Source organism: Vibrio sp. 1-Bac 57 (genome assembly GCF_037546855.1).
Lineage (GTDB): Bacteria > Pseudomonadota > Gammaproteobacteria > Enterobacterales > Psychromonadaceae > Psychromonas.
The window spans coordinates 26834-47759 of sequence record NZ_JALAAC010000026.1 but is presented as its reverse complement, the minus strand read 5'-3'; the positions used below and the strand labels follow the sequence as shown (position 1 = coordinate 47759).

The following is a 20926-nucleotide window of genomic DNA, read 5'->3' as shown; positions in this document are numbered from 1 at the left end:
TTTTTGTTTATTTAAACGTTAAATCTAAGCATTTTTAGGTGGTGTAAATGCAGTCAACTCTGGTCCTACACCAGTATATTTCTCAATACTGACGAGAGAAGAATTGGCAGCACAACCATTTGCTAAACGAGAAGTTGGAATATCTCTTGTTAATACATTTACTCCGCCGTTTTTACAAAGTCCGTTTTTATCCAAGTCAGGCCATCCACCTTCATGAACACAAACAGTACCTTGCTTAATTCCATCTGAAACCAAGGCCCCTACTAAGATCTGCCCACGGTCGTTGAATGCACGCACCAAATCGCCACTTTTAATGCCACGCATTTTTGCGTCTTCAACATTTATTGAAATAGGTTCACGGTTAGCAATCGCATAATTTTCACGAAGTTTTGCATAGTTGAACTGACTATGTAGTCGATCTGCAGAATGTGATGAAATTAGGGTCAGTTGACCTTTTTTAGCATTACCTGCCCATTCCCCTGGTACTAACCAAGTTGGATGAGGAGGGCAATCATCTAAAGCAAATTTTTCAATCGTTTTAGAATAAATTTCTATTTTCCCCGATGGCGTTCCAAGAGGATTCATTATAGGATCTTTGCGGAATGCTTCATGGCGAACAAATTTAATATTCTTTTTATTCGGTTTCATTTCAATCAACTCATTTTTTTCCCAGAATTGACCAAACTTAGGCATACGAATTCGAAGACGTTTGCCACCTTTTGCAGCTTCATCATAGAAGTATTTAAGCCAATCCATCTCTTCTTTATCTTCAGTAAAGATTGCACGCCCTTTGCCAGGCATTAGCAGCTCAGACATTCTTGCAAACACTTCGAAGTCACTTAAGGATTCAAACTGTGGTTCAACAACTTTCGGCATTGGCACTAATTGAGCATTAGAATAATCGCCTGTCATTGTCATATCATTGCGTTCAAATGATGTTGTAATTGGTAGTACTATATCCGCATGTTTCGCTGCAGCTGTCCAGTATATTTCTGAAACAACAGACAACTGAAGTTTCTGCCATGCTTTAATTAAACGATGTGTATCTTGATGGTGAGTAAAATTACCACCACCGGACCACCAAACCATTTTCAAATTAGGGAAAGTTAATTCATTACCATTATGCATGTATTTCTTGCCCGGATTTTCAATCGCCTCAACAATACGCGCGACAGGAATTGCATTGACTGCTTCTTTTGAACCAGAGTGTGCACCTGATAGTCCTGATTTACCAACAGTTGCTCCCATCGCAGGCAAAACAGCTGCATCACGTGTAGGATTACCACCATTTGAATAATGGTAAGAAAGACCGAAACCACCACCTGGCATACCAATTTGACCAAGCATTGATGCAAGTGTGGCCAGCATCCAATGACGTTGTTCACCATATTGTTGACGCTGCATAGACCAACCAGACATTAATAAAGTTCGATTTGCACTGAATACTTCAGCTAATTGTTCAAGTTGTTTTGCAGGTACACCACAAATTGATTCAGCCCAGGCAGTCGTTTTTTCAACACCATCCGTTTTGCCAAGCAGATAATCTTCAAACTTGTCATAACCCACCGTATATTTATCAAGGAAGGATTTATCGTGTTTACCACTATTAACAAGCGCGTGTGCGACCCCCATCATCATTGCGGTATCTGTATAAGGGTGAGGTGCTATCCATTCTGCTTTATCACCAAAAAATTCAATCGTTTCAGACCGCATAGGATCGATACAAATTAATTTTTTACCTGAATCTTTAAGCTGGCTAAAAAATTCGATGCCGGAGTTTTCGTTAGAGGTCCAAGCGACTTTCAGGGTGTTCATTGGGTTCATTCCCCAAAGCACTACAACATCAGAACTTTCTAATACAACAGGATGCGTTGTTTGTTGTTCGTAAACCTCTATAGATCCCATAACATGTGGCATAATGACTTGGCTTGCCCCAGTAGAGTAATCACCTAAGTGACTTGTATAACCACCAGCTAAACTCATGTAACGACGTAATAACTCACGCCCTTTATGTAAAACACCAGAAGATCGCCAACCATAAGCTCCTGCAAATACTGACTCATTACCAAACTCTCCTCGAATACGGAGATGTTGTTGATGAATCAACTTAAGAGCCTCATCCCATGAGACCCTTACATATTCATCATCACCACGTGGACGAGCAGGATTTTCAGGATTTTCTAAATAACTTTTACGTACCATCGGATATTTAATACGTGCTTTAGTATGCACTTGATCCGGCCCAGTCAGTTGTAGACTGTTAGGAACCGTTTTTGGTAATGCACCTTCAGTAGCGACAAGTTTTCCATCCTTAACTACCGTGTATAAAGGCCCCATACGCGATGCAGTAAGCAAGCCTTTGCCTTGCTTTTTCGCATGTGCTGGAATAGGTATTATAGAATAAATGGCGATAGCTCCCACCATTACAACTGCTTTTTTGAGAAAGCTACGACGATCTAAATCTGTCATAAATATTTCCTTACGATATTGTGATTAATGAGCTCCATCAACCATATCTTTTGCATGGTTTTGGAAGTATTTGGTTAAAACTTCTAGGTCGAAATTAGAGATATCTGTTCGTGCTCCCATCCCTTTTGCTACAGGACCCCAAGCATTAACTGTAAAATGAGCAGCTGGAATTTTGGCGTGGCACGCAGAACAGTAAACATTATTAAGTTCTTCTGCATATCTCCAAAGTGATGTAACAGAAGACAAAACTGGTGCATCAATAAGCGCCGTTATTTCAGCCGTACGCCATTCATTACCGTATTCGTCACTATTAAACTCACCGGTAACTAATTTTTCTTCACCAGAGCTTGTTAAAGAAGCAATAATTGAACGCTTACCTTCATCCATATAGATAACTTGCTCCGCTCCTTTCATTTGATACCCAGCAACCTTGACTTGACGTTTCATATTTTCGAATTTAATAACCTCTAATTTCACTGCGGGTCTAATTGTTCCTAAATCCCCCATCTCAACAGCTTCAACAGTGAAAACTTCCTTAGCTGCTGGCACTGTGTTTTTTGCTTCACTAAGCAGTTTATCAAGGGCTTCAGAATCCATTTCTACAACAGGGGGAAAGTGAGCAACTCCTTTATGGCAGTCGATACAGGTTAAATTGTTTTCTTGTCCATATTTATGCATTTTTACTGCATCTTCTGATTGTTCATAGGTATCCATAGCATCAAATGTATGACATGAACGACAGGTTGCAGAGTCATTATCACGCATGTGCCCCCAAACCATTTCAGCCATTGCTAAACGTTGATTTTCATACTTTTCTTCCGTATCAATTTTTCTTGTAACAAACTCATGATAAACATCTTTTGTGGCACGGATTTTAGTAATCAGATAATCGATAGGTTGTTTGGGAATATGGCAATCTTCACACTCTGCTCTAATTCCTTTAGCATTACTGAAGTGAACTGAGCTTTGGTATTCTTCATAGGGCACTTGCATGGTATGGCATGAAATACAAAACTCTGTCGAAGAGGTTTTACCCATTATGTAAACAGTACCGCTCAAAGAGATCCAACCTACCAAAACCGCTAAGCATAATAAGCCAAACAAATAGCGTTTTTTAATTTGCATTTTCAATCCATATTTTAAGTAAACGACATTGCAATCAGAATAAGTATGAATTGAAATATTAGGTTTGATTTACATCAACATTGATTAGCAAAAAAAAACAGTTGAGATATAAGTTTAAGCTGCCTCACAAAAACCCCTATTAAAAAGTGGTTTTATGAAATTAGCTGGTTATTTTAGATAGTCAATCAATTATCTAATTCATTAGAAATGACTAATTAATTCCTACCCAAATGCTATTCAAGGTGTAAAAATCAATAAACAGTGTGGTAAATATATCCTAAGTAAAAAGTTGAAAATACTATGGTCAAATCGATACTTCACAATCACTTTAAAATAACTTTACAACTACTTTATAAAGACGAAGAAGAGGTCTTCAGTACAATACTATCTGTGGGCAACTAGCAATCTTCTTTAATTGTGATATCAGACTAGATAGTAGAATTTAATAGGAAATAACTATTTCAAGGGGAAGACTTGTTTTTAGACCTATTGATAGGGAATTAACACAATGAATCAAACGAATGTTTATCGCCTTAAATTTTATATCATTGTTCATGTTAACGACTTAATATTATATTTTGATTGGTAGAAAAGTGTCTGCTTATTTAGGATGAGTCAAAACAAAAAAAGAGCCTTGCGGCTCTTTTTTATATCAGTATTAATATTGCTAGACTCAGCGAGTAGTTAAGCACCTAACAATAATTTATCATCATCTAACTCTTCACCATCTGTACGTGCTTGGGCAAATAGATTTAATAAATCTTTCACTTCGTAATTAGCACGTTGTTCGCCAGCTAAATCAAAGATAATTTTGCCTTCATGCAACATGATTGTACGAGAGCCATGGTCTAACGCTTGACGCATTGAATGGGTTACCATCATCACGGTTAATTGCTTTTCAGCAATGATTTGTGAGGTGATATCCATGATTAATGCCGCTGTTTTTGGATCTAATGCTGCGGTGTGTTCGTCTAATAACAGAATAGTGCTTGGCTGTAGAGCCGACATCAATAAGCTCACCGATTGACGTTGACCACCAGATAATAACCCCATCTGACTTTCTAGACGGTCTTCAATGCCTAAATTCAAACGCGCTAACTGTTCACGAAAAATTTCTCGTGTTTTAGTGTTTAGTGCAGGTGAAAGACGTCCTCTTTTGCCGCGGCCATAAGCTAATGCCATGTTTTCTTCAACGGTTAAATCACCACAAGTTCCTGCTAATGGATCTTGAAAAACACGTGCAATATCTGCAGTTCTTCCCGTTGCAGGTACTTTAGTTACATCACGCTCACCAAATAGAATTTGCCCTTTGGTACTATTGATATCACCAGCAATTGTATTTAACAGTGTTGATTTACCAGCACCGTTAGAACCAATAACAGTAACAAATTCACCTTGCGGTATGGTTAAGTCAATACCACGTAATGCTAACTTTTCAGTGGGTAAACCACGATTAAACGTAACGTGTAACTCTTTACAACTAATCATGCTTCTTTCCTCGCTGCTTGTTTAGCTTTCCATTCATTACGTAGCTTAGGAAAGATCAATGCCAAGGCAACCAGTACTGCCGTGATCAAGTTTAAATCTGACGCACTAAAACCTAAGAAATCAGCATTAAGAGCCATAGAAACAGCTAGTCGATACAATACAGAACCAACAATACAGCTTAATACGATCACATACATTGAACGGCTAGCAAACAATGATTGACCAATTATTACTGCGGCTAAACCAACCACGATGGTACCAATACCCATAGTAGAATCGGCAAAGCCATTGGTTTGAGCAAACAATGCGCCAGCTAATCCCACTAATCCATTGGAAAGTGCTAATCCAGCATAAACTTTTTGCTTGACCACAATACCATTGGCTTGTGCCATACGCTTATTAGAGCCTACAGCGCGCATTGCTAATCCATATTGTGTTTTTAAGAACCAAGCGACTAATAACCCGCCAATCAACGCACAAACAGCTACAAATATAACGCGCATATACATATCAGGCAGACCAAATATGCCTTCGAAAGGCGTTAAAATGGTCGGTTCCATGATTAATGCTACGTTTGGTTTCCCCATTACACGTAGGTTAATCGTATACAGAGCTGTCATGGTTAAAATACTGGCTAACAAATGTAGAATATCAAAACGTAAGTTTAACCATGCAGTGACTAACCCTGCACATGCGGCTGCGATGGTGCCAGCAACGGTTGCTAAAAAAACATTAACGCCCATTACAATCAGGGTTGCTGTCACAGCAGCCCCGAGTGTAAAACTACCGTCAACGGTTAGATCTGGAAAATCCAAGATACGAAAAGTAAGGTATACCCCAATGGCAACTAAGCCGTAAATGAGGCCAATTTCTAACGTACCTAAAAATGAAAAAAGTGACATATTGTTCCGTTCTTATTTAATAACTTTAGTTGCACGAGCAAGTACAGCAGTAGGTACTTCTATACCCATTTTTGCAGCCATTTTAGGGTTAACATAAAGGTCAGTTCCTTGCGCCATTTTGACATCAATTGAGCCGGCTTTTTCACCTTTCAGAATACGCACAACGATATCACCCGTTTGACGACCTAAATCGAAGTAGTTGTAACCAACAGCGGCAACAGCACCACGCGCTACGGTATCTGTATCACCAGCAAAAACAGGGATTTGCGCATCGATACCCACTTTAATAACGGATTCAACAGCACTAATAATTGTATTGTCGATTGGGCAGTAAATAGCATCTACTTTACCAACCAGTTGTTTTGTTGCGATCATTACATCCGCAGATTTTGGCGCTGCAGATTCAATCACTTCAATGCCCATTTCCGCTGCTGCAATCTTTAATGCAGCGACACTTGATACTGAATTTGCTTCACCTGGATTGTAAGGTACACCGACTGTTTTTAAGTTAGGTACAAACTCTTTGATCAAGGCTAAATGTTGTCTCACATTCACCATGTCAGATAAACCCGTAACATTACTACCAGGCTGTTTTAAAGTAGGTACTAATTTAGCACCAATCGGATCCGTTACCGCAGAAAATACAACAGGGATATTACGACTTACACTCACAGCTGCTTGCGCTGAAGGTGTTGCAATCGCAACAATCACATCAGGTTCATCACCGACCATTTTACGGGCAATTTGTGCAGCAATAGCAGGTTGACCTTGTGCACTTTCGTAAGTGAATTTTAATTCGTCACCCGTATAGCCATTTTCTTCTAATACTAATTTAACACCGTCTCGAACTGCATCTAGTGCAGGGTGTTCAACAATCGCTGTGGTTGCAACATAAACAGGTTTAGCTTGCAAACCTGTAGAGATGACTGCAGCAGCCAGTAAAGTACTTTTAATAATTGAATTTAGCTTCATAATTTAATCCCTTAGGTAATAGCAACCATAATAAATAAGTATTCTATTTATGACTAGAATCACGTATTTAATATAATCGATATAAGCTTTGTGTATAGAAGAGTTGATGTCATACCAATCAATAAACTTAAGATATTTATTTTCATTTGGCGTTAATATATTGAGCTTAACGGTACCAGTTAACTTCAATATTACCAAGTACCTATTGAAATACCTATGGGTAAAATGGTTAGTAGATCACTGTAATATTCTAATGTTCTTGTTAAGGCTAAGTCGACCATTTTATTGTCTTAATTTAAGATCAAAAATATCTATATTGATCATAAAAAATAGGACTTGAATTTTGTTTATTTGATAACAGGTAAATTTATCTATCAATTTACCTGAACACAAACAAAAAAAGAGCCCTTAGGCTCTTTTTGAAATCAGTGTTTAAGTCGAAATTAACGACGTAGACCTAATTCTGCGATTAATGCTGTGTAAGCTGCAACATTTTTACGCTTTAAGTAGTCAAGTAATTTACGACGTTGACTAACCATGCGTAATAGACCACGACGGCTGTGGTGATCATGGATGTGCTCTTTGAAATGGCCTTGAAGGTGGTTGATTTGTACTGTGTACAATGCAACTTGAACTTCAGGTGAACCAGTATCGCCTTCTGCGCGACCAAATTTTGCTACAATCTCAGCTTTCTGTTCTGCACTTAGTGACATAACGTACTCCGATATTTTGTGGTTATGTGAATAACCTATTTTAATTATTACTGCCGATCACTAATTCAGCAGTAAAGTGAAGGCCGAAGTTTACGGACTTTTCAACTTAGGTGCAACTATAAAACACGCTTATTTTAGTGCAATGATCCTTTATTAAAAAATAACTTCAACTCAATACAATGAAAGCCCTTCATGAAATTAATTTTTGCCGTATTGCTAGAAAAAATGTGCAACTAATCAGCAGCCGACTGGTTGCCAGCGATGATTTTTCTCAGTAATACTTGTACATATAGCCACGCTGTAAATATAACCACACTATAACGCTCATAATGTGGCTATATATTGCACGCTAAACCTATCTTAAAGGTTTCAATAGCTCTTTAATCACTGTACTTAAACTTAAAAATACAATTAATACCGCTAAAAGAGGAAGAGTTAACCACATACACGGATGGAGCTGTATCGGTAATTCAAATCCCCAGGTCATTAAACTTGCTAATATAATCTCTGCAGCAATAGCGGCAACAAAACCAGCACTAACCGCTAACAAACCATATTCAGCCCATAAGGTATGGCTAATACGTTTTTTGCTTGCGCCTAAAGTACGATATAAGGTGATCTCTCTTTTACGTTCGCTCAAGCTTAGACGCAATAAAGTAAAGATTAATAAGATCCCCGCCATCACACCTAAAGCAGCAAGGCCAGTCAAAGACCATGAGATTTGTCTTAATAACCCCTGTATTTTATCGGCCATGGTACGCAGATCTAATAACGTCACCGTTGGGTATGAACGTGCAAGTTCATTAACTAATGGCGTTTGATCTTGTCCGGCTCTAAAGCTCACCATCCACGTAGTTGGCAAATCAGCAATCACATCTTCGCTAAAAATAAACACGAAGTTAGGTTTTAAACTTTGCCACTCCACCGCTCGAATAGAATTAACCGTCGCCGTAAAGGGTTGGCTATTTACTTCAAAAGTAAGCTTATCGCCTAAGGTAACCCCTAACTCACTGGCAACCTCTTGTTCGATAGAAACGGTTTTTTCTCCCGTCCATTCTCCAGCAATCACTTCGTTATAGACCGGTAACTGTTTCGCCCAAGTAAAGTTAATTTCACGTTTTAGAATACGCACATCTTTATTTTGGTAAATAGCGAGCTCGGTAGTGCTGACTTCGTTGATATCCGTAATTCGGCCTCTAATAATTGCAAAAGCTTCACTACGTGGTAATTGTAATTGATCGATCTGTTGTAAGTAACCTTGCTGTTGTTCAGGGCTAATGTTAATAGCAAATACATTAGGTGCATCGGCAGCTAACGTCTGCTCCCAGTCCCCTAATAGGTCACTTTTAATTAACCAGATTAATGCCACCAGCATCAATGAACCCGATAAAGCAGCCAATTGCATCATGCTATTTTTAGGTGAACGGTTGATACGACTTAACGCTAAACTAAATGCAGCACGCCATTTCAATTTACCTAGCGCTTTTAATAACCCGTAACTGAGTGATGCGAGTAAAACAAATAACACCAATAAACCAATTAACACCATCCATACTAATTTATTACTACCGTAAAATACCACCAAGGCAGTGATCGGTAAGAGTAGTAACCACCAACTCGTTTTTGAATAACGTGTGGTCACCTGTTGTTGAATAACATTAATTGCAGGTGCGTCTAACAGACGAGTTAAGGGGATCAATAATGCAGGCAAACCAATACAGAGTGCCACACCGATAGCAAACATAAATGGTTGTAAGCCAACAGTTGGTAATTGTTTAGGTAAAATATCAACCAATGGTAGGCGTAATAAGAACTCTAGTAATAATCCTGCAGCACTACCAACAACAAAAGCAACAACAAACATGATCAGCACTTGTGTACTTAACCACACTCGTAACCAAGCGCGACTAGCCCCCATACTTTTTAACATGGAGACGGTTTCGCTACGATTTCGAGCATAATGTAAACAAGTTAGGATCAAGGTAACGGCAGCCATTAAGATCACCATCAAGATGGTTAATGATAAATACTGCTTAGCTTTTTCCATCAATCCGGCAGCACGACTTTCTTTACTTTGATCAACCCAAGATTCACCTGCTTGTAATTCATAATCCTGTTGCAATTTGGCTAATGTGCTTAAGTCTCCGTTAATAAATAACCGGTAGCGTACACGGCTCCCAACCTGCACTGCACCAGTTTTATCCAGATCGCTGGCATGAATAAATAGATTAGGAATGCTGTTAAAAGGGTTATAAGCTAATTCAGGCTCATCTTTAATTAATCCGGTAATAGTTAAATCTGCATCACCAATGGCTAAGGTCTCACCTATTTCAGCATCTAAAAGAGACAGTAAACGTGGTGCGATCCATAATTCTCCAGGGTTCACATGATGCGAGATATCATTACTTTTATTGGATAAATTTAATACTCCTCGTAGTGGATAACTAGTTTCAACACTTTTAACTGTTACTAGCTGCATCTTCAAATCACTAAATGCCATGGTCTGGAATCGACTTTGCGATGAAACCGTTAATCCTGCTTGCTTGGCCTGTTCTACCAAGGTATCGGGAATAGGATTAGAGGAACGAAATACGAGATCTGCAGCTAATAAAGAGCGACCTTGGTTAGTCATCACTTTTTCAACACGTAGCGCCAGTGTTGATAAAGCAACCACACAGGCAATAATGAGTGTTAATGCCACCATTACTGGCCATAATTGCCCAAACCAGATCTCTCGCCAGCTCCAGCTTATTATCATTTTATTGGTTTTCATTCACTTTCCTGACATTGCCCATCGTTAATAATCAGCGTGCGTTGGCAACGCTTAGCGAGGTTTGCATCGTGGGTCACTAAAATCAGTGTTGTCCCCTGCTCTTGATTCATTTTAAACAACAGCTCAATAATATTTTGTGCGGTTTGTTGGTCTAAATTGCCCGTAGGTTCATCGGCAAAAAGAACTTTAGGCTCCGTGACAAAAGCACGCGCCAAAGCTACACGCTGTTGCTCTCCACCTGAAAGCTGTGTGGGTAAGTGAGTTTCACGACCTGTTAAGCCAACTTCTTTTAAAAGTTGTTTAGCTTTCTGATTATTACTGCTTTCATCTTCACTACCACGTAATACCATCGGTAAAGTGACATTTTGTAATGCATTCAAAGAGGGAATGAGTAAGAAGTTCTGAAACACAAAACCAATTGATTCACTACGAATTTTAGCTCTTTGTTCATCGTCCATAGCTGAAATTTCTGAATCTAAGAGAGTGATCGAACCTGATGTAGGTTGGTCTAGCCCAGCAAGTAAACTCATCAAAGTTGACTTACCTGCACCCGAGGTTCCCATAATAGCAACCGATTCACCGGCATTGATGTTAAAGGAAATCCCCTTTAGGATAGATAGTTCGTTATCATTACTTATTACTGATTTAGTAATATTCTTAACACTTATAATGGATTGACTCATGATTAAACTCGTTTCCTTATTATTCTCATTGCTATTTTCGTCTTTGGTTTACAGTAACACGTTACTGATTGTAGGAGATAGCCTAAGTGCCGGTTACCAAATGCCAGTGGAGAAAAGCTGGCCAGTGTTATTACCTGAACAATTAAAACAAAAAAATCAAGAAATTACCGTTGTAAATGCCAGTATTTCTGGAGATACAAGCGGTAATGGATTAGCACGTATACCGGCTTTATTAAAAAAGCATCAACCTGATTTTGTTTTAATTGAATTGGGAGCAAATGATGGATTACGTGGTTTTTCACCCACTATTGTTAGTAATAATTTAAGCATTATTATTGATAATATCCAAGCACAAAATGCACAACCCATTTTAATGCAAATTCGAGTCCCAACTAATTACGGCAAACGCTATAGTGAGGCTTTTTCTAGTATTTATCCTGCCTTAAGCGAACAGAAAAATGTACCACTGATGCCCTTCTTTTTAGAGCATGTGATCACTAAACCTGAATGGATGATGCGTGATGGTTTACACCCAAAAGTTATTGCTCAACCTTGGATAGCAGAATTTATTGCAACCGAACTAGGCAAAATCATTAAATAATACTCAGCTAGCTAACAATAAGATCACTTAGCTAGCGATATTACTATACCCGTTATCATCCAAGGTGAAAAAATCAGCAAGCCCAAATGTAAAGGTATTATAAATTTGAAAAGAAGTGCTAACGGCTCTTAATAAATAAGTGAAAAAATTTGACTAATCAAAGCACTAAATAAAAGTAACAATAATTTAACAAAAAAGTGTTCAAAATCACAAGGTTGATTTTAAGTTATTCTAAAGTTTAGCTTTTTAAAGTAAAAGTAATTTGAAATTAAAATGAGGCGGGAATAAAAACTTTCAAATTAAAGTCTCTCCGTATTAATACCATCAAATGTCTAACAGAGGCATCCCATAGAGTAACCCGCCATGATCAAAAACCAAAAAACCGCCACGCTATTTGCGCTACTTGCAGTATTGATGTGGTCGACAGTTGCCACTGCGTTTAAGATAACTTTAACTTACTTTAGTGCATTACAAATGCTGCTTGTAGCCAGCTTGGTCAGTAGCTTAGTTTTGCTGTTTATTTGTTACCGACAACATAAAATCACTTTACTTAAAACGAGTTTTTTTAAAAGACCCTATTTCTATCTTTTAATGGGTGCAATTAATCCATTTTTATATTATTTACTGCTTTTCCAAGCCTATGATTTATTGCCTGCGCAACAAGCACAATCACTAAATTATACTTGGGCGATCACCCTCTCGTTATTAGCAGTGCCAGTACTAGGGCAAAAATTACGTAGAAATGACATTATCGCCATTACCTTAGGGTATTTAGGAGCATTGGTTATTGCCACCAAAGGCAATCTATTAGCGCTTGATTTTGAAAGCCCTACGGGTGTTGTTTTAGCTTTATTAAGCACTATCCTGTGGGCCTGTTATTGGATATTTAATAGTAAGAATGATGCTGACTCTATGATTGCTTTATTATTATGCTTTTTATGTAGTTTACCCATGGTATTACTGACAGTAATAATATTCGATGATATCAATATCACTGCTTGGCAAGGTTGGTTGGGGGCAACTTACATCGGTCTATTTGAAATGGGTCTGGCTTTTGTGGCTTGGTTAACCGCACTTAAATACGCAGAAAGCACTAGTAAAATAAGTAATTTAATTTTTATCTCGCCCTTTGTTTCTTTACTGCTATTAAGTCAAATCATTGGAGAAACTATCTATCCTGCAACTATCATTGGGTTAGTCTTGATAATCACAGGGCTACTGATCCAGAAAAAGGCTTAGCCGCGCAAATACATCGCAAAAACTAAGTTTATGTTATGTCTGCCATTAATGTTTTTTTAAGAAACCTCAACACAAAAGAAAAACGGGCTAAAACAAAAAAAGCACCAATCACAAGGATTGATGCTTTTTTAAAAGGCTATTTTATTAAACGACTTAATTACATTAGCTAATAATATCTAATAGTAATAATACCTAAAAATCGATCTAGGCATTGATTAAACATTATTTTTTCGCTTTACGTGATAATGAAAAACCAACTAACGCTAAGCCGAGAATAGCAATAGTGCTTGGTGCAGGCACATCAACAACTAATGATGCGTTATTAAATCCAGCGCCTTGGAAAACAGGCTCTTCACCAAAAAGAACAAAACCATTGTTTTCTGAGTCGCCGTTTACCCAACCTTGGATAATACTAGTAACATCAACACTGTAAGTGCCAAATGAATCTGTTTTAACGTTACCTAGAGCAACAGATTGGCTAGTTGATGAATTTGCGTATTCAAACAAAGGTAAAGAACCAGAAGCATCGCTCCATGCACTTTCAACTTGTCCTAATAAAACACTTAAGTCATTAATAGTGTTAAGACGAGAAACAAAATCAATTTCAAACAATGCAGAGAACGTTGAAGCATTAACGACATCTGACGTTAAGTTACTTAAATCAAAATCAATAAAAGTGGCAATGCGTAAGCCTCCTTGAGATTGATTACCTCGCTCACGTGCAATAATTTCAGTATTAGATAATGAACCACTATTAACAGAACCAGCTGAATTAAGGTCACCGTCTAATGAAACACTAACGATAGTATCTGGTGTTGAAGTAATCAAAGAAGCTTGTGCAGTTGTCGATATTAATGCTGACATTAAGCAAAAACTAGTTGTTACAGCAATCAACAATCTTTTTGAAGTTAACATATTATATTATCCTTTTAATTATTACCGTCATAAGTAGGTAATGCATACACTATTATTAGGCATCTCTAAAGGAGTATTAAGCATAATTCGTGCCGTTATATATATCTGTTTATTTTCAATAAGATAATTAAATTAACTCGTTGAGATCAACTTATATAGTAAAATAATCCGACACCTATTTCGGGCTATTTTTCAATTTTATGCAATAAAAACTATATTAAACCTATTTTAATGTAAAAATAATCGACACTATGTGACTAGATAAAGCAACTGATTAACTACCAACTTACCTTCCAAGCGCTAAAGCCTTGCAAAAAAGAAACCTACACAGCTAAAACCTACAAATTCTAGACATGTCTAATAGCGTATTCTTTATTAAACAATAATTTATTTCACAACACTTATATCAAAGTGTTCTGCTTTGATAAAACAGCCCACTAAATAAAGTCATTAATAACGTCACTAGGGAAAAATACGCTGAAAATCAATTGCTTAACAAAGTAAAAAAACTGATTGAGTTCTATTTAAATAACTCAATCAGGGCATTTAAACCAACAACAACGAATTGAGTTAGATTGATGAGTTATTAATATTATTTAAGGAGCTCAAAATAAGGAAGAGAGTAAAAAAGACAATAAATTAGGATCTTGAATTTTAGATAAAGAAGAAGCTTAAATTTTAGATATAGAAAAATTAGCTTTAAGCTTGTTCTTTTATGAAAATTCTTTCTTGGAATGGACTTGAACCGTCATGACCAGAATTAGATGCGGGGATTTTAATATCAAAGAGCCGATATATTAGAGACTCAAATTTTAGATATAAAAAAACCAGCTATAAGCTGGTTATTTTATGAAATTGGTGCCCGGAGACGGACTTGAACCGCCACGACCAGAATTAGATGCGGGGATTTTAATATCAAAGAGCCGATATATTAGAGACTCAAATTTTAGATATAAAAAAACCAGCTATAAGCTGGTTCTTTTATGAAATTGGTGCCCGGAGACGGACTTGAACCGTCACGACCATAAGTCGAGGGATTTTAAATCCCTTGTGTCTACCGATTTCACCACCCGGGCAAAGATTGTAATGGAGGCGGAACCCGGAGTCGAACCGAGGTGGATGGATTTGCAATCCACTGCATGGCCACTCTGCCATTCCGCCAAAACATTTGGAGCGGTACACGAGACTCGAACTCGTGACCCCGACCTTGGCAAGGTCGTGCTCTACCAACTGAGCTAGTACCGCATCACTATGTTTATCTCAAGAAGAAGCAGTAACTATTTCCCCTCTCGATGTGTGCGCATTCTAATGATTCTTCACAATGAGTCAATAGATATTATCGACTTTTTTACTTCTTTTAGGTTGTTCGACGTTTTTTTAGACGAAGCGTTTAGATATTCAGCAATTTACAGCTCATTACTCTTTTTTAATAAAGGCCATGCCGCTGCAAGATAAACAATCATCGACCATAGCGTTAATGCCGTTGCCACATATAAGAAAGTAAAGCCTACCCATTCCATTTCTATCGAGTGTTGCCAAATTAACAAAAATAACGCTAACATTTGCGATGCGGTTTTAATTTTACCAATAGATGAAACAGCAACACTTGCTCGCTCACCCAATTCAGCCATCCATTCACGTAATGCAGAAATAATAATTTCGCGGCCAATCATAATCATTGCAGGCACCGTTATCCAAATAACTGAGTAGTGCTCAACAATCATCACTAACGCAACGGACACCATGATTTTGTCTGCAACGGGATCTAAAAATGCGCCAAAGGGTGTTTGTTGATTTAAACGACGCGCTAAATAACCATCTAACCAATCTGTTACGCCTGCGAGCCAAAAAATAAAGGTGGCAAGGGGGGCTGACCAAGATATTGGTAGATAAAAGATAACTACAAATACAGGGATCAGAAGAATTCGAAAACAGGTTAATAAATTGGGAATGTTGAGCATTAAAATATCCTTTAAGGTAAGCCTGCTTATTTTTGCATTTTATGGTTTACATTTGCAAATGCTTAACTCATAAAGTAGGCAATTAATAGCAATATATTTCAGCTTACAAAATGAATCACCTCCATCTGCATTGATAAAGAGAGATAGATCAAAAAATACGGTGCATTAAATACATTACAGTAATAATGAAGATCGCACTTCGTATAGGAAATCAATGCCATTATTTTCATTGAAGTGTATCGCGATGATGTTGCAAAATGATGTTCAAAAGTTAAAAGCTCTTGATTAATCGTTAAGAGCTAACCCTACTTAATTTAAAAAACCTTTAACGCTTGTGTCCCTTATGAAAATTCACTATTACGCAATCAATGCTAATGATGCAAAACTTCATGAATCGTTTCGGCCAAACTTTTGCTTATTCCATTTAATTTAGCTAACTCATCAATACTCGCAGATTTCACTCGCTCTGAACCACCGAAATGCTGAATTAAACCGTATAGTTTGGCATTTGGCGGCGTTTCACAGCTATTTACGAATCATGCCTAATGATGCAAAACATCATGAATCGTTTCGGCCAAACTTTTGCTTATACCATTTAACTTAGCTAACTCATCAATACTCGCAGATTTCACTCCCTGTAAACCGCCGAAATGCTGAATTAAACTGTATAGCTTAGCATTTGGCGGCGTTTCACAGCTATTTACGAATCATGCCTAATGATGCAAAACTTCATGAATCGTTTCGGCCAAACTTTTGCTTATTCCATTTAACTTAGCTAACTCATCAATACTCGCAGATTTCACTCCCTGTAAGCCACCGAAATGATTGAGTAACATTTGGCGTCGTTTAGCGCCTACGCCAGCAATTCCTTCTAGCGTACTCGTTCGCCTTACTTTATCTCGTTGCTGACGATGCCCCATGATAGCAAAGCGATGCGACTCATCTCGAATCTGTTGAATCAAGTGTAAGGCAGGAGAAGTACTGTCTATCTCTAATATTTCATGGCTATCAGCCAAAATAAGTGTTTCTTCGCCCGCTTTACGTGCAACACCTTTGGCGATACCAATCAACAGCGGATATTTATCGGGGAAGTTATGCTCCAGTGAGCTAACAATCGTTTCAGCTTGACTCAGTTGCCCTAAACCACCATCAATAAAGATAATATCAGGCGTTGTTTCTGCACTTTGTAAATCTTTAAAGCGACGTGCTAATACTTGCCCCATGGCCGCATAATCATCCCCAGGAGTGATCCCTGTAATATTAAAGCGACGGTAATCAGATTTTTTAGCGCCTTCACGGTTGAAGACAACACAGGAAGCCACTGTTTTTTCACCCATCATATGTGAAATATCGTAACATTCCATACGTTGAATAGGTTCGGTCAGTTCTAGTTTTTCTTCGAGTAAGTTATAACGTTGTAGGATAGATTTTTGCTGACTTAAGTGCGTGCTTAAGGCCACATTCGCATTGGTTTTAGCTAATTTAGTAAAGCGTAAGCGCTCGCCACGCATCACTATTTTAAGTTTAGTTTTATAACCACTATGCTCTGAGAAAAGCTCTTCAAAAATTTCGCGATCACTAAAATCATCACTTAATAATATTTCACGGGGAATAGCGCGACCATTTTGCCCAGATAGGTAAAATTGACTCAAAAAGCTACTAAGCACTTCTTCTTCAGAGCTATTTTTGGGCACTTTAGGAAAGTAATTACGACTACCTAATACACGCCCCTGTCGAACGAATAACATGTGAATACTGGCAACGCCATGCTGATAGCTAAAACCTAATACATCTAATTGTTCAACTTCACCGCTCACCCACTGTTGCTCTTGTACTTTTTTCAGAGATTGAATTTGGTCGCGTCTTACGGCGGCTTTTTCAAACTCTAATGTTTGGCTCGCCACCTCCATTTCATTCACTAATTCTTCAATTACATGCTGACTTTTCCCCTGTAGAAAAGCGGTCGCTAAATCAACCTGATGCGCATACTCCTGCTCAGGCATAGCATTCACACAGGGTCCTAAACAACGCTTTAATTGGTATTGTAAACAAGGTCGAGAACGGTTTTTATAATAGCTATCTTCACATTGACGGATCGGAAATAACTTTTGCATTAAATGCAAACTTTCTCGTACCGCCCCACCGCTTGGATAAGGACCGAAGTAAGTACCTTTACGCTTTTTATTTTGCGAACGCACTAGGGTTAACTGCGGGTGTTTATGGTCACTTAAAAATAGATAGGGATAAGATTTATCATCACGCAGCAACACGTTATATTTAGGTTTATGCTGTTTGATGAAGTTATGCTCAAGAATCAACGCTTCCGTTTCGGTATGCGTGATAGTGACTTCAATACGAACAATATGACTCACTAAAGCCAATGTTTTAGGGTGTTTTTGAGTTAGGCTAAAATAACTGTTTAAACGTTTTTTAAGATTTTTAGCCTTACCAATGTAGATGATTTGATCTTTATCATCGAACATACGGTACACACCAGGCTCAGTGGTCACTGTTTTTAAAAATGCATCTGAATTAAATTTGCTCATAAGCAGAATGTGGCTCACCGGTAAAGTTTAGTCGCTGATTAAGTGTAAACTGAGGATATAAAAAAGCACCTTATATTAAGGTGCTTTTTGAATTTTTTAACAAAGTATCTGTTTATAGTGTATCCGCATCCAGCATTCCATAACGGATAGCCAAATGAGTCAACTCTACATCTCCATGTACTCCTAATTTATCAAATAGACGATAGCGATAACTATTGATAGTTTTAGGGCTGAGACTTAATTGCTCAGAGATATCAACAACACGTTGTCCCTTGGTGATCATGATCATGATCTGTAGTTCGCGTTCAGACAACACACGAAATGGATCTTCATCATTAGGTGACAACTGTGATAATGCCATTTGTTGTGCGATTTCAGGCGTTAAATAACGCTGTCCTGAATGCACGATACGAATTGCATTTAATACTTCTTCAGGGCAAGCCCCCTTACTTAAATAACCAGCTGCACCTGCTTGCATTACTTTGGTTGGAAATGGATTTTCAGTATGCATGGTTAACATAATGATTTTAATATCTTCATTGATGCGCAAAATTTTATGCATCGCATCAAGTCCGCCAATACCTGGCATATTAATATCCATTAAAATTACATCTGGTTCATTACTACGGCACCACTTAACAGCGTCTTCTCCGCTTTCAGCTTCGCCAATTACTTTCATGCCTCGAACATCATCAATGATACGGCTTATCCCTGTACGAACTAATTCATGGTCATCGACCAGCAGGATATTTATCACTAAACTTCTCCGTATGAGTAAAGAATTACTCATGATACTAATATGAGCTAATACTAATTGTAATAATTAAACGTGCTATTTTAGTTGTTAAAATAGCTTAGTTTTTGGTGGTAAGTTAAATAAACGAAATAACCCTTTATAGCAACCTACACCGCAAACTAAACTATCTTTCCGCGTAAAATTTAAAACACATACATAATACAATCGGCATAACACTGATTTAACGTGCGTCATATTACCCAAGCTAAAACATATCGTATAAATAAAATGTACGATTTGTTAACCACTTAACAATTGTTACAATAGACAAGTGGCATTCGCTCCATTATATCAAACGATTTAAAGACTTAACCTGATCTTGCACCATTATGTATGCAGTTATTTTTGTCACTTGATTATTCATCTTTAGGTTCAGGAATAAAACCTAGCGCAAAAATAAACAATCAAAATAGCGCTCATTATTACAGTCTTTAAATCGAATGGTAGCCAATACTACTAGCATAAGATCGCTAAATAAAGCGCTTACCATTTGCTACTTTTTGCTAAAAACCAGCACTTTTTCAGTTAGATAATTTATTATCAGGAAAAAAAAAGGCCGCTCGAAAGCGACCTATCCTATCATAAAATAGGTTATTTACTTATATCGTCAAAAAATGTTTTTAAGCTATTCAAAAAACCTTCTGACTTAGGTTGATGCTTTTTACTACTACCTGAACCCAGTGAGTTTTCAAACTCTTTTAATAATTCACGCTGTTTGCTTGATAATTTAACTGGTGTTTCAATAGTCACTTTACACATTAAATCACCTGTAGAGTGACTACGCACTGATTTAACGCCTTTATTACGCATACGGAACATACGTCCTGTTTGCGTTTCTGCAGGTATTTTCAATTTCACGCGGCCATCTAAAGTAGGGACTTCAATTTCCCCGCCTAACGCCGCCTCTGTAAAGCTAATTGGGACTTCACAATATAAGTCATTACCGTCGCGCTCAAACACATCATGCGGACGTACATTCATCTGTACATACAAGTCACCAGCAGGTGCACCTTGTTCTCCCGCTTCACCTTCGCCGCTTAAACGGATACGGTCGCCAGTATCAACGCCGGCTGGAATTTTAACTGATAAGGTTTTACTGCGCTCGTAACGACCTTCACCGTGACACTTGTTACATGGGTCAGTGATAATTTTACCTTTACCACGACAAGTAGGACACGTTTGATTAACTGCAAAGAAACCTTGACGCATTTGCACTTGGCCTTGGCCATGACAAGTGCCACAAGTCTTAGTATCTGTGCCTTTCTTAGCGCCAGAACCATTACACTGTTCACAATGTACTAATGTTGGAATTTGGATTTCTTTAGAGATACCTTTAACGGCCTCTTCTAATGTTAGCTCCATGTTGTAGCGTAGGTCTGAACCTTGTTGAGGACGCTGCGCTCCGCCACGGCGGCCACCACCAAAAATATCTCCGAAGATATCGTCAAAACCGCCACCGCCGAAACCACCACCGCCTTGACCTTGCTGATTAACACCATCGTGACCATATTGATCAAATGCGGCTTTCTTTTGGGGATCGCTAAGAATTTCGTAAGCTTCTTTTACTTCTTTGAATTTTTCTTCTAGCGCATCATCACCTTTAGTACGATCTGGGTGGTACTTCATCGCTAAGCGTTTATAAGCTTTTTTAACTTCTTTCTCTGACGCATCTCGGCTTAAACCAAGTACCTCATAACAATCTCGTTTAGACATGGTTATTTCTCAAATCTCTGTTTATTGAAA

At 38.0% G+C, this 20926-nt stretch carries 17 protein-coding genes and 3 tRNA genes; 2 read left to right on the top strand and 18 right to left on the bottom strand.

What is annotated here, in order from left to right; all coding sequences use genetic code 11:
- Positions 1-24 precede the first annotated feature (24 nt).
- The 8 genes from MT391_RS15290 to MT391_RS15255 form a co-directional block, all read right to left on the bottom strand.
- Positions 25-2469 (bottom strand): molybdopterin guanine dinucleotide-containing S/N-oxide reductase, encoded by a 2445-nt coding sequence (locus tag MT391_RS15290; RefSeq protein ID WP_499498838.1) that lies wholly within the window; start codon positions 2467-2469, stop codon positions 25-27.
- Between the two features lie 24 nt (positions 2470-2493).
- On the bottom strand, positions 2494-3594 hold the full coding sequence (locus tag MT391_RS15285) for a NapC/NirT family cytochrome c (RefSeq protein WP_499498836.1): 1101 nt from the start codon (positions 3592-3594) through the stop codon (positions 2494-2496).
- Positions 3595-4278: 684 nt separating this feature from the next.
- On the bottom strand, positions 4279-5082 hold the full coding sequence (locus MT391_RS15280) for an ABC transporter ATP-binding protein (RefSeq protein WP_166372190.1): 804 nt from the start codon (positions 5080-5082) through the stop codon (positions 4279-4281).
- Complete coding sequence (locus MT391_RS15275) at positions 5079-5984, bottom strand: ABC transporter permease (RefSeq protein ID WP_166372189.1); 906 nt, start codon at positions 5982-5984, stop codon at positions 5079-5081. Before MT391_RS15275 ends, MT391_RS15280 begins: the two co-directional genes overlap by 4 nt.
- Positions 5985-5996: 12 nt before the next feature.
- Positions 5997-6956 carry an ABC transporter substrate-binding protein gene (locus tag MT391_RS15270; RefSeq protein WP_499498833.1) on the bottom strand — a complete coding sequence of 320 codons (960 nt, stop codon included), beginning with the start codon at positions 6954-6956 and terminating at the stop codon, positions 5997-5999.
- 443 nt (positions 6957-7399) lie between these two features.
- The gene (rpsO, locus tag MT391_RS15265; protein WP_028870486.1) at positions 7400-7669 is read right to left on the bottom strand and encodes a 30S ribosomal protein S15; all 270 of its coding nucleotides are present in this window, start codon (positions 7667-7669) and stop codon (positions 7400-7402) included.
- A gap of 355 nt (positions 7670-8024) precedes the next feature.
- Complete coding sequence (locus MT391_RS15260; RefSeq protein WP_499498831.1) at positions 8025-10442, bottom strand: ABC transporter permease; 2418 nt, start codon at positions 10440-10442, stop codon at positions 8025-8027.
- Complete coding sequence (locus MT391_RS15255) at positions 10439-11125, bottom strand: ABC transporter ATP-binding protein (RefSeq protein ID WP_499442102.1); 687 nt, start codon at positions 11123-11125, stop codon at positions 10439-10441. Before MT391_RS15255 ends, MT391_RS15260 begins: the two co-directional genes overlap by 4 nt.
- Here MT391_RS15255 and tesA point away from each other — a divergent pair.
- Both tesA and MT391_RS15245 read left to right on the top strand, forming a co-directional pair.
- Entirely contained in the window at positions 11124-11726 is a 603-nt protein-coding gene (gene tesA / locus MT391_RS15250) for a multifunctional acyl-CoA thioesterase I/protease I/lysophospholipase L1 (RefSeq protein WP_499442100.1), read from the top strand. The two genes, MT391_RS15255 and tesA, sit on opposite strands and share 2 nt — an antisense overlap.
- Before the next feature lie 363 nt (positions 11727-12089).
- Positions 12090-12965, top strand: a complete 876-nt coding sequence (locus MT391_RS15245; RefSeq protein ID WP_499442099.1) for a DMT family transporter — start codon at positions 12090-12092, stop codon at positions 12963-12965.
- A gap of 222 nt (positions 12966-13187) precedes the next feature.
- On the opposite strand, the gene MT391_RS15240 is transcribed toward MT391_RS15245, so the two are convergent.
- The 10 genes from MT391_RS15240 to dnaJ form a co-directional block, all read right to left on the bottom strand.
- Positions 13188-13880, bottom strand: a complete 693-nt coding sequence (locus MT391_RS15240) for a PEP-CTERM sorting domain-containing protein (protein WP_499442098.1) — start codon at positions 13878-13880, stop codon at positions 13188-13190.
- 990 nt (positions 13881-14870) lie between these two features.
- A tRNA-Leu gene (locus MT391_RS15235) sits at positions 14871-14956 on the bottom strand.
- An 11-nt stretch (positions 14957-14967) separates the two neighbouring features.
- A tRNA-Cys gene (locus tag MT391_RS15230) sits at positions 14968-15041 on the bottom strand.
- Positions 15042-15049: 8 nt separating this feature from the next.
- Positions 15050-15125: transfer RNA gene (locus tag MT391_RS15225), tRNA-Gly, on the bottom strand.
- Positions 15126-15286: 161 nt separating this feature from the next.
- The gene (gene pgsA / locus MT391_RS15220; protein ID WP_166372184.1) at positions 15287-15841 is read right to left on the bottom strand and encodes a CDP-diacylglycerol--glycerol-3-phosphate 3-phosphatidyltransferase; all 555 of its coding nucleotides are present in this window, start codon (positions 15839-15841) and stop codon (positions 15287-15289) included.
- 371 nt (positions 15842-16212) lie between these two features.
- Positions 16213-16302 (bottom strand): hypothetical protein, encoded by a 90-nt coding sequence (locus MT391_RS15215; RefSeq protein ID WP_499442097.1) that lies wholly within the window; start codon positions 16300-16302, stop codon positions 16213-16215.
- Positions 16303-16383: 81 nt separating this feature from the next.
- Positions 16384-16473, bottom strand: coding sequence for a hypothetical protein (locus MT391_RS15210; protein ID WP_166372183.1), 90 nt, complete (start codon positions 16471-16473; stop codon positions 16384-16386).
- 81 nt (positions 16474-16554) lie between these two features.
- The gene (uvrC, locus tag MT391_RS15205; protein ID WP_499498829.1) at positions 16555-18387 is read right to left on the bottom strand and encodes an excinuclease ABC subunit UvrC; all 1833 of its coding nucleotides are present in this window, start codon (positions 18385-18387) and stop codon (positions 16555-16557) included.
- A 112-nt stretch (positions 18388-18499) separates the two neighbouring features.
- Complete coding sequence (gene uvrY / locus MT391_RS15200; protein ID WP_028868868.1) at positions 18500-19144, bottom strand: UvrY/SirA/GacA family response regulator transcription factor; 645 nt, start codon at positions 19142-19144, stop codon at positions 18500-18502.
- 630 nt (positions 19145-19774) lie between these two features.
- Positions 19775-20896 carry a molecular chaperone DnaJ gene (gene dnaJ, locus MT391_RS15195; protein WP_166372181.1) on the bottom strand — a complete coding sequence of 374 codons (1122 nt, stop codon included), beginning with the start codon at positions 20894-20896 and terminating at the stop codon, positions 19775-19777.
- Positions 20897-20926 lie beyond the last annotated feature (30 nt).